Origin of the sequence: Bacterioplanoides sp. (assembly GCF_965219715.1) — a bacterium.
Classification (GTDB): domain Bacteria; phylum Pseudomonadota; class Gammaproteobacteria; order Pseudomonadales; family Oceanobacteraceae; genus Bacterioplanoides.
Map to the genome: position 1 here is coordinate 2,837,477 of NZ_OZ244785.1, position 14,505 is coordinate 2,851,981.

Here is a 14,505-nt window from a genome sequence, read left to right on the forward strand (position 1 = left end):
GAAACGTATTGTTTTCACCACTTTACTCGATACACAATCAGGAGCCATTTATGGCGAATTCTCATACTCCTGCTGCGTCAGAGCGCGGCGGCTTTTCCTCCCGTTCCGGTTTTATTCTTGCGGCTGCCGGATCCGCGATTGGTTTAGGTAATATCTGGGGCTTTCCGACCCAGGCGGCACAAAATGGTGGTGGCGCCTTTTTGCTGATGTATCTGGTGATGGTATTTGTACTGGCCTACCCGATGCTGGTCGCCGAACTCACCATTGGCCGTTTATCCCAACAAAACCCCATTGCGGCCCTGCAAAACCTGGCCGACGGTAAAACAACCAAACGACTGGCCGGCTTCAGCGGTTTACTGGGCGTGACGGCACTGTCATTAATCCTGAGTTTCTACGCCATTGTAGCCGGTTGGCTGGTTGCTTTTATGCTGGCTCCGGCACTGGAATTAATCGGCTTAAACGATACGGCAAACTGGCTGACCAACTTCTCTGTCAGCCGCAACCTGAGCATGATGCTGGTGATTATGCTGCTCACGGTTCTGGTGGTCAGAGGTGGAGTTAGCGAAGGTATCGAGCGCTGGTCTAAACGGCTGATGCCGACGCTGCTGTTACTGCTCGTACTGCTGGCTGGTTACATTCTGTCGCAACCCGGTGCCATGGACGGACTGACGATGTATCTGCTGCCGGACTTTTCACAATTAAATGCCGACCTGATTGTCAGCGCGATGGGGCAAGCGTTTTTCTCCTTGTCGCTTGGTGTAACCGGCATGATGGTTTATGGCAGCTACTTATCGAAAAAAGAAAACCTGCCAGGCTCTGCAGCAATTGTTGCCGGGCTCGATACCTTTGTGGCGTTTCTGGCGGGATTACTCATTATTCCCGCGATGTTTGTTGCACAGAAAAATGGCGTCACGATTTACGCTGAAGACGGCACGCTGTTATCGTCCGACACACTGGTGTTCACAGTTTTACCCGCCATGTTCGATACCATGGGAGCAGCAGGTCCGTTTGTCGCTATCGCGTTTTTTGCGTTATTAACCATCGCTGCAATTACCTCGACCATCTCGATGCTGGAGTCGCCGGTTAATATGGCCTGCGAGCAATTAAACCAGCCGCGTTCAACCATGAGCTGGTTGTGTGGTGGAATAATCACCCTGGCTTCAGCCGTTATTGTTATCAACTTTGAAACACTGTTTGGTCTGGTGATTACCGCAACGACTGTTTACGCCCAACCCTTATTAGCCATGTGTTTTGGTATTTTCTTATTGTGGGTATTAAAACGCGATCGCTTATTAAAGGAATTAAAGCAGGGCAATCCACAACTGGAGCAGAGTCTGTTCTGGAAAATCTGGCCGACCTACGTTAAATACCTGTGTCCGGCGATGATTTTATTGGTGTTTATTAATTAAAAAGCAGCTGTTTGACCAACACTAAAAACAAAACTGGAACAAAGCGGAAGTAGTGGTCTACTTCCGCTTTTTTGTTGTTAGTTCCCGAAAAATTATTCAGAAAAATGTAAATCAACGCGACTGTAAAAGTGCAAAAAAAATCCCGGAAAATAAATTATTTATTTTCTGAACTCCTGCAAAAAAGCCCCCTCTGATCTTTCGTGCGCACAATAAAAAATACATCTCTACGACAGGACACACGACCATGATCAAGAAAATAGCCACTGCAGTGGGTTTAATGGCTGCCGCCAGCGTAACTCAGGCTGCAGAATTAGAAATCACACTGACCAACGCCACACACGGCGTATATTTCACGCCGGTATTTGCAGCAGCGCACAATAACACCGTCAGCATCTTCCAAAGCGGCAGCGCCGCCAGCGACGCATTAGAGTCCATGGCAGAAGGTGGCGACATCTCTGGCCTGGTAACGGCTGCGACCAACGCTTCAGCCAACGTTGCTGACGGCGGTAACAGTGGCGCACCAGGTGCTTCCAATGGTCCGGTTGGCCCGGGCAACAGCGTCACCTTCACCATTAATACCGACAGCGGTAACGATTATTTATCATTAGCTGCCATGCTGCTGCCAACCAACGATGGTTTTGTTGGTTTGAGCAACTGGAAAATCCCAACAACTGCAGGCACTTACCGCATCAATCTGAATGCTTACGATGCCGGTACCGAAAACAATGATGAACTGGCAGCATCGATTCCAAATGCACCGTTCGTTTCCAGCTTTGGTACTCCGGGTGGCCAGGGCAACGCCGTTACTTCCGGTGGTACTGGTGTAACCGCAGCGGGTGACGAAAATGGCGTGGTCCATATTCACGCTGGCAACCTGGGTGATCTGAACAACACCGCAGGTGTATCCGATATCAACAGCTCCCTGCACCGCTGGTTAAACCCGGTCGCTCGCTTAACCGTTGTTGTTAAATAAGTCGTTAAGTGAGGAGAGCCGATATGCGCTTACAAACATTAAAACAACTCGCTGTTGTACCACTGGCCAGTGCGCTGTTAGTCGCCTGTGGCAGTGATAACGACAATAACAGCAGCAAACCAAAACCACCGGTTGCGGAACCAAAGTCAGTTGAGCTGCAGATTTCCATCACCAACCTGACGGCTGGCCAACCTCAATCGCCTTCCGGCGTGATTGTTCATCGCAGTGGTTACCTGGCATTCGACGAAGGTAAAGCCGCCTCGGTTGCGATTGAGCAAATGGCAGAAGGTGGTGACGCTAAGCCCCTGCTGGCGGAAGCCAATGCCAACAGCCAGGTGTTAAAAACCTATGAAGGCCCGGCGGCCGTTGGCCCGGGTGCCAACCGTACCTTCACCATGAAGGTTGATGGTGTGGATAATACCGCCGAGCTGTATCTCACCAGCCTGACCATGCTGGTTAACACCAACGATGCTTTTACCGGTGTGAACAACGTGGCGCTGGGGAATCTGGCAGTGGGCGAAAGCAAACGCTGGAACGGCCCGGTATGGGATGCCGGTACTGAGTTGAACAGCGAAGCGTCGGGCACGATTCCTGGCCCTGCCGATACCAGCTCTGCTGCGGATAAAGGGTTTAACGCTGAGCGTAACGACCTCAACAACAAAGTGGTATTCCATCCGGGTGTAATCACCCAGGCGGAGGGTCTGTCCAGCTCAGTACTGACCGTTGCCCACCGCTTTGACCAGCCAGCGGTTGCCATCCGGGTTACCCGGGTTAAATAACCCGGACGACACCAACCGGATAAGCCATCAGGCTGACCAGATAAAACCCGTTCTCTGCCCCCTGCGGAGAGCGGGTTTTGCTGTTCATTCACCATCCCGGCGGATAACTTCCGCATTTCCTCGCCATGGGGTATCCTGCACCACCTGATTTTTCTCTTTTGCCGCCAATAACGGGCAAAAGAACCTGCCGAAGTACCTGCAGTAACAGAGCAAGAGAACACAATGAGCAACTGGTTAGATGCTGTGAAATGGGACAGCGATGGTTTAGTACCAGCAATCGCCCAGGATCATAAAAGTGGCCGCATTCTGATGATGGCCTGGATGAACCGTGAGGCGCTGGAGCTGACCGCACAGGAAAACCGCGCTATCTACTATTCCCGCTCCCGCCAGAAGTTATGGCGCAAAGGCGAAGAGTCTGGCCACGTTCAGCAGCTGCATGAACTGCGCCTCGACTGCGATGCCGATGTGATTGTGATGCAGGTCGAGCAGATTGGTGGCATCGCTTGCCATACCGGACGAGAGAGCTGTTTTTATCAGGTGTATGAAGACGGCCAGTGGGTCGCGACAGACCCGGTGTTAAAAGACCCGAAAGATATTTACTAAGCTTGATCCAACATTCACTGAGTTAATGAAACTGAAACAGCTATGAGCGATATTCTCTCTGCTTTGGGCGATATTCTGGAAGAGCGCAAAGGCGCCTCCAAAGATTCCTCCTATGTAGCCAGCCTGTATCACAAAGGCCTGAACAAAATCCTGGAAAAAGTGGGCGAAGAAGCCACTGAAACCATTCTGGCCGCCAAAGACGCAGAAACCAGCGGCGATAACAAAGATGTGATCTACGAAACCGCCGATTTGTGGTTTCATAGTCTGGTAGCACTGGCAAAACTGGGCGAGCGCCCGGAAGTCGTGCTCGAAGAACTGGCGCGCCGTTTTGATATTTCCGGACTGGAAGAAAAAGCGTCCCGCACAGCCAAAGATTAAAACAGCGGATTCTTATGAGCTCACACACCGATTGTCTGTTCTGCAAAATTGTTGCCGGAGAAATCCCGGCCAAGGTTGTGTATCAGGACGAGCAGTTGCTGGCGTTTCACGATATTGCCCCTAAGGCAGAAACCCACCTGCTGGTGATTCCAAAGCGTCATATTGAGAATCTGAACGACCTCAGCCACAGCGATGCTGAACTGATGTCACACCTGATGCTGAAACTGCCTGAGATTGCAGCGCAGCAAGGGTTAACAGGCTTCCGCACCATCACCAACACCGGCGTTGAAGGTGGTCAGGAAGTCTTTCATATGCATTTTCATATCCTGGGTGGCAAACGCCTGCCGGGGTTTTAACGATTGAATAAACTCATCAGAGTAGAAAAATAAGAGGTAATCCCATGCTAAGTGGTATCAGCATCTGGCAACTGTTAATCGTTCTGGCCATCGTTATCATGATTTTTGGTACGAAAAAACTGCGCTCACTGGGTGGTGACTTAGGTGGTGCAGTCAAAGGTTTTAAGAAAGCCATGAACGACGAACCAGCTGACAAAAAAGACGAAGAAGAAGCAAAAAACCTGACTCACGAGAAAGGTGAAGCGCTGGAAAAAGACGCGGATTTCACCGAAAAAACTGCCGAAAAGAACGACAAGCAAGATAAAGCCTGATGTTCGACATTGGTTTTCTTGAGCTGATGGTGGTTGCCATCCTGGGCCTGCTGGTACTGGGACCGGAGCGACTGCCTAAAGCGGCACGCAGCCTCGGGCTGCTGATTGGTAAAGTACGTCGTACCATGAGCAACATCCAGGATGATCTGGAGCGCCACGCTCGTACCGAAGAATTGCGGGAAAAACTGAAAGACCCATACGCAACCTTTATGGACGACGATCAAAAAGAAAAAATGGCTGCCAGTGCGACTGAGACCAAAAGCGAAGACGCCAGCGACAAGCCAGCTGCTAACGAATCCAAACCTTCATGAGCGATCAGGAACAACCCCTCGTTACCCATCTGGTGGAATTGCGTAACCGCCTGCTGAAATCTGTTTTAGTGGTGCTGACGTTATTCCTGGGTATGTTTTATTTTGCCAACGATCTGTATCTGATCCTGGTTGAACCGCTGTCGACCCTGCTGCCGGATACCGGCAATATGATTGCGACTGGTGTGGCATCGCCATTCTTAGTGCCATTTAAAATGACGCTGGTGCTGGCGATCTTATTATCGGTGCCGTTTATTCTGTTCCAGATCTGGTCGTTTATTGCACCGGGCCTGTATCAGCATGAAAAGAAGTTTGGTATTCCGTTGCTGATTTCTTCGGTGATTTTGTTTTACGCCGGTATCGCCTTCGCCTATTACGTGGTGCTGCCACTGGTGTTTGGTTTCTTCACCGCCGCCGGACCAGAAGGCATTTCTTTCCTGCCGGATATCACCAATATTCTGAACTTTATTCTCAAAATATTTTTCGCATTTGGTATCGCTTTTGAGATTCCAATTGCTACCTTCCTGATGGTATTAACCGGCATTACTACCGTGAAGTCTCTGGGTGAAAAGCGTCCGTATATCTTCCTCGGCTGTTTTGTTGTCGGCATGCTGGTGACACCACCGGATGTAATTTCTCAAACGGTACTGGCGCTGCCGATGTACTTATTATTTGAAATTGGCGTGTTGTTTTCACGAACTGTGAAACGCCATGATGACGAAGAAGAGCAACAGGAAAATTCCATCGCGGAATAATTATCTAACAAGAAGGAATACATATGAAAAAAGGACTTTTAACTCTACTGGCTGTTTCTGCCATCACTTTGGCCAGCCCTGTGCATGCCAAAGATGAAAAACCATGGTATGGCTTGTTGCCAATAGAAACTTTTCCACATAAGAACTGTAAAATTACCAACTTTTTAGCCGTGGCAAGCGAAAATACCCTGGGCAATGCTACAGCTCAAGACTTGCAAAAACTGTATACCAATCTCGAAAAAGATCTGGTCAAGGAACTCAAAAAATATGGCTGGAATACTGTGCTCGGGTACCGTAAGACATATCTCGGTGGTGCAGGTGGTATCGAGTACAAGGAGAACTACGCAACTAAAGTTGATATTTTAACAACAGGTATCGCTCGGATCTCGGGACTTGCTGTAAAACTTAATTGCAAATAGCAGAAGACATTCTGTTATTCATACAGATCACTACTACCAGTTCCATTCAAGCCCGCTCAGTTCATAACTGCAGCGGGCTTTTACGTTTTATCGGTTTCGTTTATTCACAAATCGGTTGACCACTATCCGGGTCTATATAATCCAGCGATGGTCCCTGATACTGATTCAGAATCAATTGCACGGTTTGCTCACCATATTGGTCGAACCAGAACTTACCCAGATCACGAATACGCTTAATATTCTCTGGTGTGACACAATCCATCGCCTGGACCGGCGGATTGGCTAAACCTGGTTGCTTCACCAGTTCACTGTTAACCCGAATATAATTACCTGGCTTGCACAAGGTTAACGCCTGATAAGCGGCAATACGCTGGTCAGATAATATATCGAGAATCTTACCTTTTAATGCCCACTGAAGAGCGCCCCATTTCTGCGATGCGTTGCCGTTTAACGGCTCAGTTAAATAACCGGTACCAACCGACAATACTCTTAAATCATCGATCGGGATCTGAAACTGTTTTTTCGCTTCGGTAATGGCACACATGGTTGGATTATTGGCAATCACGCCACCATCAATGAGCCAGGCATGCTGGTCGTTAATATCCAGCTCTGCGGTTGGAAAATACGTCGGCGCGGCTGACGTTGCATCGACAACTTGTACGCATTGAATAGAGCGATGCGCCGCTTTGGTCGATTTAATAACAAGCGGTTTGCGGTTGTGTATGCCATAGGTCACAACCAGAGCTTCTTTCCCTGGAGCAACATCGCCTAAGCGGGCATCACCCAGTATCTGGTTTAATACCTCGAGCTTGCCTGCGCGGCTATATTTAGGACGCAGAATACCGGGGATAAAAGGCCAGCGACTGCTTTTTGAGAATAACGTCTGCGCGGTATGGCCGCCGTGCAGCTCATCAATTTCTTCCATGCTTTTATTGGTTGTTGCCAGCGCTAAAGCAATGGTGCCACCGGCACTGGTGCCGGCGAAGAAATCAACTTCGTCACGCAGATTTTTACCGTGACGCTTAAGTTCTTTTTCCACACGGGTTAAAAACTCAGTGGTGGCAGCGCCACGAACGCCGCCACCATCAAGGGATAAAATCAGTTTGCTCATGCTATCTTCCCTGAACGACGTTAATTAATGCGCCTGATCCCAGTTATCACCGATACCCGCTTCAACCAATAACGGTACTTTGATTTCTGCAGCATCCTGCATTTTCTGCTGCAATTCAGCGGCAAAGGCTTCGGCCTGATCTTCACGTACTTCGAGAATGAGTTCATCGTGTACCTGCATTAACATCCGCGCATCAAAACCCGATTCAGGTAACCAGTCAGCCACCTGAATCATTGCACGTTTGATAATATCCGCAGCCGTTCCCTGCATCGGGGCGTTAATCGCGGTGCGTTCTGCATGTTGACGACGAGGTGCATTTTTCGCACGAATATCCGGCAGATATAAACGACGACCAAAGATGGTTTCCACATAACCTTTTTCTTTGGCATTTTCACGGGTGTTATCCATATAGGCCTGCACCCCAGGGTAACGCTGGAAATACAGATTCACATAGTCCTGCGCTTCACCACGGCCGATGCCCAGCTGTTTCGCCAGACCAAAAGCCGACATACCATAAATTAAACCGAAGTTAATGGCTTTGGCGCTGCGACGCTGGTTATCGGTAACCTCATCTTCACTGACACCAAACACTTCTGCAGCGGTTGCACGGTGAACATCGCGACCGTCATTAAAGGCATTTAATAGACCTTCATCATCAGACAAGTGCGCCATAATACGCAGTTCAACCTGACTGTAGTCCGCGGCCACCAGTTTATAACCTTCAGGGGCAACAAATGCCTGACGAATACGACGGCCTTCTTCGCTCTTAACCGGAATATTCTGCAAGTTAGGGTCGGTAGACGATAAACGCCCAGTCGCGGCAACCGCCTGATGATAAGACGTATGTACCCGACCGGAGCGACCATTCACCATTAATGGCAATTTATCGGTATAGGTGCTTTTTAATTTTGCCAGTCCACGGTGTTCGATAATAATTCGTGGCAGCTCAAATTCTTCCGCCAGTTCCACCAGCACTTCTTCTGCTGTAGAGGGTGCACCTTTAGGCGTTTTTTTACGAACCGGTAATTCCAGCTTTTCAAACAGAATAACGCCCAACTGTTTTGGTGACGCCAGGTTAAATACTTCGCCCGCCACATCGTGAGCCTGCTGCTCCAGCTGCTGCAGTTTCTGTTCGATCTCAGCACTTTGCTGGTGTAATAAATCGCCGTCGATTAACGCACCGGTTTCTTCCATGCCAAACAGTACCGGCATGGCACCCATTTCAATATCGGAGAATACCTTACTCAGTGATTCTTCACGCTGTAGTTTTGGCCACAACGTCTGGTGCAGGCGCAGAGTGATATCGGCATCTTCTGCCGCATATGGGCCAGCCACATCGATATGAATCTGATTAAAGGTTTTCTGTTTCGCACCTTTACCGGCAACGTCTTCAAAACTGATGCATTTATGCCCCAGATATTTTAATGCCAGGCTGTCCATATCGTGGCGTGTCGCCACGGAATTCAGCACATAAGATTCCAGCTGAGTATCAAACGCGACGCCTTTCAGGTGGATATCGTAATTGGCCAATACGTGCATATCGTATTTCATATGCTGGCCAACTTTTTTCTGGTTCTCATCTTCGAGAACAGGTTTTAGCTGCGCCAATACTGCGGCACGATCCAACTGCGTTTTCCCTTCCGGCAGACAGTCGTCATCGTGCGCTAAGGGTACATACGCGGCTTTTCCCGCTTCCACAGAAAAAGATACACCAACAATTTCAGCGTCTTTATAATTCAGCGATGTGGTTTCGGTATCGAAGGCAAATAATTCAGACGCTTTCAGCGTTTCCAGCCAGCTATCGAGTTCAGCCTGATCAAAAATAACGTCGTAGTCGCCTTCGATCTTTGCTGGCAACTCATCGTCGTCACCTTCAACATGAGAACTAACAGAAGCGCCAGCCGACACAGCAGAACCACCGGTAGACGATTTATCAGCACCACCACTGAGTTCGGCCGTCCAGGCTTTGAATTCAAAGTGCTGGAAAATTTCCAGCAGCTTGTCGTTATCAGCCGCTGTAGCGACCCATTCCTGCAATGGCTTTTCTAATTCCACATCACATTTAATGGTCGCTAATTGTTTTGATAAAAATGCCTGCTCTTTATGTTCTTCCAGACGTGGCGCCAATGTTTTTGCTCCACGGAAACTTAAGGTTTTAACCTCATCCAGATTGGCATAAACATCTTCCAGGCTGCCTAAACCGGCAATCAGGCCAACGGCCGTTTTTTCACCGACTTTCGGTACACCTGGAATGTTATCGACTTTATCGCCCATCAACGCCAGGTAATCGATAATAAATTCCGGGCCAATACCAAACTTCTCTTTCACACCTTCGACGTCCATAAAGGTGTCCGTCATGGTATTGATCAGAGATACGTGTTCGTTCACCAGCTGTGCCATGTCTTTATCGCCGGTGGACACAATCACTTCGCGCTTCAGTTCGGTCGCCTGGGCGGCCAGCGTGCCAATCACGTCATCCGCCTCCACGCCTTCAACAATTAACAGCGGCAAACCCATCGCACGGATGATGTTGTGAATCGGTTCAATCTGCTCACGCAGCTCTTCCGGCATCGGAGGGCGATTGGCTTTATATTCGCCATACATATCGTTGCGGAAAGTTTTACCTTTGGCATCAAACACCACCACCACTTCCGACTGTGGATAATCCTTCTGTAACCGTTTGATCATACTGATCACACCTTTAATGGCGTTGGTATACAGACCTTTGGAGTTGGTCAGCAGAGGAATCGCATGGAAGGCTCGGAACAGGTACGAAGAACCATCAACAAGAATGACAGGCTGAGACATGATATTAATCAAATCCTTGGTTAGGCTTTTATCAGAGCGTATCGAATTGGTGTAAACAGGCCCGGCAACGCGATACACTGGCATTAATTGAAATGCGAGTAGTCTACCATGACGTTTACCAAAACACTGGCGCTTGCCGCCGCTTTGTCCGCATCCCTGCTCAGCCTGAATGCCCTGGCCGCAGACCCGATTGGTGAAACCGTAACCATCCGCAATGATGGCGACAATACCTACTATGAGTTTCGGGTGAACGGTAAGGTGAGTGAGATCAAGGTAGTGCCTAAAATCGGCAAACCGTATTACCTGATTCCGACCCATGAAGAAGATGGTGACTTTATGCGCAAGGATAACCCGGAGATGCGGGTGCCGAGCTGGGTCATCTTCCGCTGGTAATCTCCCGCTGACAGTCGCCTCTGACGGCCCTGTTTGTGGGCTGCTTACATAACGAAGTTTGAAAATATGTCCGTATATACCCCGCTCACTCAGCCGCAGGTCGAAGCCTTTATGTCAGGCTTTCCGCTGGGTGAACTGCAAAGCTACAAAGGCATCGAAGCTGGCGTAGAAAATACCAATTTCTTTGTGAATACCTCACAAGGTGAGTTTGTACTTACTTTATTCGAGCAGCACCAATACGACGAAGTGCGCGAGCTGGTCACCCTGGCACACCACCTGGGCCAGGCTGGCCTGCAGGTACCGGCACCGTTAGAAGACAAGCAAGGTGAGTGGTTACATACCCTAGAAAATAAACCGGCCATCTTGTGTAAACGCCTGCCCGGAGAGCACATCGAACAACCAACGGAAGCCCACTGTTATGCCATTGGTGCAGCTCTGGCTGAATTGCATCTGGCGGCACAGAGTCTTGAGCAAAGCCGCCCGGATGATCACGGTCTGGAGTGGGCCAGCACGATGCTGGATGAACTGGCGGATGATTTATCCACAGCAGAAAAATCGCTGCTCGCCGACGAAGTACAGTGGCAACAAGCCAATCAGGCTCAATGGCAGGCACTGCCAACGGGCTGGATTCATGGCGATCTGTTTCACGACAACGCCTTATTTGTCGCAGGCAGCGATCAAGTGGGTGCCATTCTCGATCTGTACCACGCCAGCTCCGGTACACTGCTGATGGATATCGCCATCATCGCCAACGACTGGTGCTGCGATAAACAGGGCAACTGGCTAGGCAACAAGCAACAATCCCTGCTCGACGGTTACAGCTCCGTTCGGCCACTGACCGATGCCGAACTGGCAGGCTGGAATCAGGCATTACGCGCTGGCGCACTGCGGTGGTGGGTGGGCCGTCTTGCCAATCGCCGTAAGCAACAGCAATCCGGCGCCGAGATGACCGCAATTAAAGACCCGGGTGAATACCAGGCCAAGCTGGAAAAGCATCGCAGCTGATCTTCGGCGTTTTAATCGCAAGACACAAAAAAGCCGCGGCAAACTCATCATTTGCCGCGGCTTTTTCTGTATCAGGTATATATCGGGTTCGGATTAACGACCAGACATAAATTTGATTGCAGCCATCAGCTCATCATCAGAACAGTCAGCACAGTTACCTTTAGGTGGCATTGCGTTGATACCTTTGATGGCCACTGCCAGAGACTCGTCCAGACCTTTCGCCAGACGCTCATCCCATGCTGCTTTATCGCCATTTTTCGGCGCGCCCAGGATGCCAGGGCCGTGACATGCAGTACATGCACCGTTGTAAACTTCTTCGCCAGAGCGAGGGCCAGAAGCCACTACTGCAGCGCCGCCACATTCTGCACCAACACACACTTCGCCAACTGGCTTGATGCGTTCACGAATCTTGTCGTTCTGAGCCTCAGTGTTAGCGAAGGTTTGCGCCGCTACCAGAGCAGCTGCAGCCATAATCAAAGCTTTCAGTTGTTTCACGGAAGTGTCCTCTCATAAGCCGCTGACGGCCCACACATTTTTTTAATCGTAAGGTTAAAATCGCCGGGCATTATAGCGGCATTTTGTAGGGGTTTAAATTCTGATCGGCGAGAAACCACTGATCAAACTCAAAAGATCGGGAATTTATCGACAAATTCTGGAATTGAATCTGGAGCAAGTGGTCAGCTGTGGTTAAGCTGGGTCGGGCAAAATAGCGATACCAGTTAACAGGGAAGCGCCGATGAAACGTCGTCAATTACTGAAATTATTACCCACCACCGGTGCCATTCTGGCTCTGCAGCCCGCTTTAAGCCGTGCTGAGAGTGAGTTTGAGCGCTACAAGCGTCAGCAGCAGGCGGGTGTGGATAAGATTAAAAACGAATGGAAGCGATATCGTAAAAACTACCTGCTCGCCTACCGCGACTATAAGCGCAAGATCGGCGCAGTTTGGGCCGATCCGGAGCTGTCGAACCGTACCGAATGGGTAGAATACGGAGATAACCTCAAAACCAAGCGAGTGATGGACTTCAAAAGCAACGAAGTGCGTATCTCGTTTGCCAATACCGAAGACGCCAGGCTCAGCGAGGATGCCATTCGCAAGGAGTTTGAAAAGGTTATCCGCGCCACCATTGGCGATTCCTATCGGAAAGACCCGGTATTAACCCAGGCCACAGGTAAGAAAGCACCCCAGGCACCCGAGAGTGTCAGTCAGATCCGCCAGGATGAGATTCGGGCGTTACTGGCCAAAGCAAAGCGTCAGCAGCAGAAGACCCGCAAAGGCGATGTCGTCACCGTCACCATTCCGTTAAAGGCTGATGCCGTGCCGCAACGTGCCCGTAGTTATCTGCCGACGGTCAAACAAGCAGCCAATAAGTGGAGTGTGCCGGTACCACTGGTATTGGCCATAATGCAGACGGAATCTTCGTTTAATCCGATGGCGCGCAGCCATATTCCGGCATTTGGCCTGATGCAGATTGTTCCGACCAGTGCCGGGCGTGATGCCAGTAAGCACGCTTACGGTAAAGAGCGCTTATTGTCGGGCCGTGAACTGTTTCAGCCAAAGACCAATATTGAACTGGGTTGTGCGTATCTGAACCTGCTGGATAAACGCTATCTGAAAGCAATTAAAGACCCGAAAAGTCGTCTTTATTGCGCGATTGCTGCATATAACACGGGTGCTGGCAACGTTGCCCGGGCGTTTACCGGAAACACCTCGGTCAGCTCCGCCGCGAAAAAGATTAACCGTATGACGCCGCCTCAGGTTTACGCACACCTGCGCAAAAACCTGAAGTACGAAGAAGCCCGTAACTATCTCTATAAAGTCACTAAGGCGATGCCTGCTTATCAGGCTTAAGGCTGGTCAGACGGTGTGATAAAGCGGTTAACAATGGCCTGGTAGCGCCCGGATTCGATCAGGTGCTGCAGGCCAGCATCGAAGTCATCACGCCAATCCGCACGGATAAAGGCAACCTTGTAGTGTGACGGTGGAAACAGCTCAAAACGCTCTATCCCAGCATCAGTTCCAACCCGCACCTCCTGCTGGCGATAATAGTTAAAAATATTCTTATCCATAACCACCAGATCAATACGCCCGGAATACAGCATGGTGACCTGCTTCGCCTGCCGTGCGATCTCCTGATACTGCGGATTCTCGCTGGCCATGGCAGCAAACTCATCTCCAAGATATTTGCGGGCACTCTGAAACGCCAGAATGGAATAAGGGGCTAAATCTTTAATCTCAGTGATGGGGTAAGAACGTGATTTCAGGCCAATCACCTGATTCTGATAAGTAATGTGGGATTGGGAGTAGAACACGCCATCACTGATGCCAGAGTCTTCGTTCACCGTCATGGCAGCATCGGTGAGCCCTTGCTCCAGCATGGATAACACCCGCCAGAAAGGCACATAAACCGGCACCAGCTCATGGCCACGATAAGCCAATGATTCCCGGACAATTTCCAGCTCGATACCGGTATCACGATCTGCAATAACATAAGGCGGTAATGCCAGGCCAATCACCATGGAGATCTTTTCCGCTACGGCCGCCAACGGCAGCCACAGCGCGGCTATCAACATCAGAGTACGGAACCATTTCACAGCGTTCACCTCCCGATTGCGATAAAAAGTAAACTTCTTCCAGTGTAGCTTGCATTGGCCAATGGTGAGGTTAGAGTAATGTTATTAATCACAGGAACCTGACGCTTATGAAAGCAACTCTGTTCGCTCTGCTTCTGATTGCACCGCTTAGCGCCTGCACTCTGAAAGTAGCAGCCCCGGAAAAACCCATCACCATTAACCTGAACGTGAAAATTGAGCACGAAGTTCGGGTGAAAGTCGAAAAAGATCTGGAAAACCTGTTTGAAGAAGACAGCGATCTGTTCTGATAACAGCATAAGGAAACA

General features: G+C 49.8%; 17 protein-coding genes and 1 pseudogene. 14 read left to right on the top strand and 4 right to left on the bottom strand.

Annotation, left to right across the window (positions count from 1 at the left end):
• Positions 1-50: 50 nt before the first annotated feature.
• The 10 genes and pseudogenes from ACOQOZ_RS13430 (at position 51) to ACOQOZ_RS13475 (ending at position 6,291) form a co-directional block, all read left to right on the top strand.
• Positions 51-1,409, top strand: coding sequence for a sodium-dependent transporter (locus tag ACOQOZ_RS13430; RefSeq protein WP_420588660.1), 1,359 nt, complete (start codon positions 51-53; stop codon positions 1,407-1,409).
• Between the two features lie 244 nt (positions 1,410-1,653).
• Positions 1,654-2,382: a spondin domain-containing protein gene (locus ACOQOZ_RS13435; protein ID WP_420588661.1), complete on the top strand. Its 729-nt coding sequence runs from the start codon at positions 1,654-1,656 to the stop codon at positions 2,380-2,382.
• 23 nt (positions 2,383-2,405) lie between these two features.
• Positions 2,406-3,161, top strand: coding sequence for a spondin domain-containing protein (locus ACOQOZ_RS13440; RefSeq protein ID WP_420588662.1), 756 nt, complete (start codon positions 2,406-2,408; stop codon positions 3,159-3,161).
• 219 nt (positions 3,162-3,380) lie between these two features.
• Positions 3,381-3,764 (top strand): annotated as a pseudogene (hisI, locus tag ACOQOZ_RS13445) (phosphoribosyl-AMP cyclohydrolase); the annotation flags it as partial.
• Positions 3,765-3,806: 42 nt separating this feature from the next.
• Positions 3,807-4,142 carry a phosphoribosyl-ATP diphosphatase gene (locus tag ACOQOZ_RS13450; RefSeq protein ID WP_420588663.1) on the top strand — a complete coding sequence of 112 codons (336 nt, stop codon included), beginning with the start codon at positions 3,807-3,809 and terminating at the stop codon, positions 4,140-4,142.
• Positions 4,143-4,156: 14 nt separating this feature from the next.
• The gene (locus ACOQOZ_RS13455) at positions 4,157-4,498 is read left to right on the top strand and encodes a histidine triad nucleotide-binding protein (RefSeq protein WP_420588664.1); all 342 of its coding nucleotides are present in this window, start codon (positions 4,157-4,159) and stop codon (positions 4,496-4,498) included.
• A gap of 44 nt (positions 4,499-4,542) precedes the next feature.
• Positions 4,543-4,809 (top strand): Sec-independent protein translocase subunit TatA, encoded by a 267-nt coding sequence (tatA, locus tag ACOQOZ_RS13460; protein ID WP_420588665.1) that lies wholly within the window; start codon positions 4,543-4,545, stop codon positions 4,807-4,809.
• Positions 4,809-5,120, top strand: a complete 312-nt coding sequence (gene tatB, locus ACOQOZ_RS13465; RefSeq protein WP_420588666.1) for a Sec-independent protein translocase protein TatB — start codon at positions 4,809-4,811, stop codon at positions 5,118-5,120. Before tatA ends, tatB begins: the two co-directional genes overlap by 1 nt.
• Complete coding sequence (tatC, locus tag ACOQOZ_RS13470) at positions 5,117-5,872, top strand: twin-arginine translocase subunit TatC (protein WP_420588667.1); 756 nt, start codon at positions 5,117-5,119, stop codon at positions 5,870-5,872. The genes tatB and tatC overlap by 4 nt, the downstream gene beginning before the upstream one ends.
• Positions 5,873-5,895: 23 nt before the next feature.
• Complete coding sequence (locus ACOQOZ_RS13475) at positions 5,896-6,291, top strand: hypothetical protein (RefSeq protein ID WP_420588668.1); 396 nt, start codon at positions 5,896-5,898, stop codon at positions 6,289-6,291.
• A gap of 100 nt (positions 6,292-6,391) precedes the next feature.
• On the opposite strand, the gene ACOQOZ_RS13480 is transcribed toward ACOQOZ_RS13475, so the two are convergent.
• Together ACOQOZ_RS13480 and polA are read right to left on the bottom strand one after the other, a co-directional pair.
• A complete protein-coding gene (locus ACOQOZ_RS13480; RefSeq protein ID WP_420588669.1) occupies positions 6,392-7,402 on the bottom strand; it encodes a patatin-like phospholipase family protein in 1,011 nt (336 codons plus the stop codon).
• A gap of 24 nt (positions 7,403-7,426) precedes the next feature.
• The gene (polA, locus tag ACOQOZ_RS13485; RefSeq protein ID WP_420588670.1) at positions 7,427-10,210 is read right to left on the bottom strand and encodes a DNA polymerase I; all 2,784 of its coding nucleotides are present in this window, start codon (positions 10,208-10,210) and stop codon (positions 7,427-7,429) included.
• Between the two features lie 108 nt (positions 10,211-10,318).
• Here polA and ACOQOZ_RS13490 point away from each other — a divergent pair, with 108 nt between their 5' ends.
• Together ACOQOZ_RS13490 and ACOQOZ_RS13495 are read left to right on the top strand one after the other, a co-directional pair.
• On the top strand, positions 10,319-10,603 hold the full coding sequence (locus ACOQOZ_RS13490; RefSeq protein WP_420588671.1) for a DUF2782 domain-containing protein: 285 nt from the start codon (positions 10,319-10,321) through the stop codon (positions 10,601-10,603).
• 66 nt (positions 10,604-10,669) lie between these two features.
• The gene (locus ACOQOZ_RS13495) at positions 10,670-11,608 is read left to right on the top strand and encodes a homoserine kinase (protein WP_420588672.1); all 939 of its coding nucleotides are present in this window, start codon (positions 10,670-10,672) and stop codon (positions 11,606-11,608) included.
• A gap of 93 nt (positions 11,609-11,701) precedes the next feature.
• On the opposite strand, the gene ACOQOZ_RS13500 is transcribed toward ACOQOZ_RS13495, so the two are convergent.
• Entirely contained in the window at positions 11,702-12,103 is a 402-nt protein-coding gene (locus ACOQOZ_RS13500) for a c-type cytochrome (RefSeq protein ID WP_420588673.1), read from the bottom strand.
• A 241-nt stretch (positions 12,104-12,344) separates the two neighbouring features.
• Here ACOQOZ_RS13500 and ACOQOZ_RS13505 point away from each other — a divergent pair, with 241 nt between their 5' ends.
• The gene (locus ACOQOZ_RS13505) at positions 12,345-13,457 is read left to right on the top strand and encodes a transglycosylase SLT domain-containing protein (RefSeq protein ID WP_420588674.1); all 1,113 of its coding nucleotides are present in this window, start codon (positions 12,345-12,347) and stop codon (positions 13,455-13,457) included.
• Here the strand turns inward: ACOQOZ_RS13505 and ACOQOZ_RS13510 are convergent.
• Positions 13,454-14,200 (bottom strand): substrate-binding periplasmic protein, encoded by a 747-nt coding sequence (locus ACOQOZ_RS13510; RefSeq protein ID WP_420588675.1) that lies wholly within the window; start codon positions 14,198-14,200, stop codon positions 13,454-13,456. The two genes, ACOQOZ_RS13505 and ACOQOZ_RS13510, sit on opposite strands and share 4 nt — an antisense overlap.
• Positions 14,201-14,307: 107 nt before the next feature.
• Here ACOQOZ_RS13510 and ACOQOZ_RS13515 point away from each other — a divergent pair, with 107 nt between their 5' ends.
• Positions 14,308-14,487, top strand: a complete 180-nt coding sequence (locus ACOQOZ_RS13515; protein WP_420588676.1) for a YnbE family lipoprotein — start codon at positions 14,308-14,310, stop codon at positions 14,485-14,487.
• Positions 14,488-14,505 lie beyond the last annotated feature (18 nt).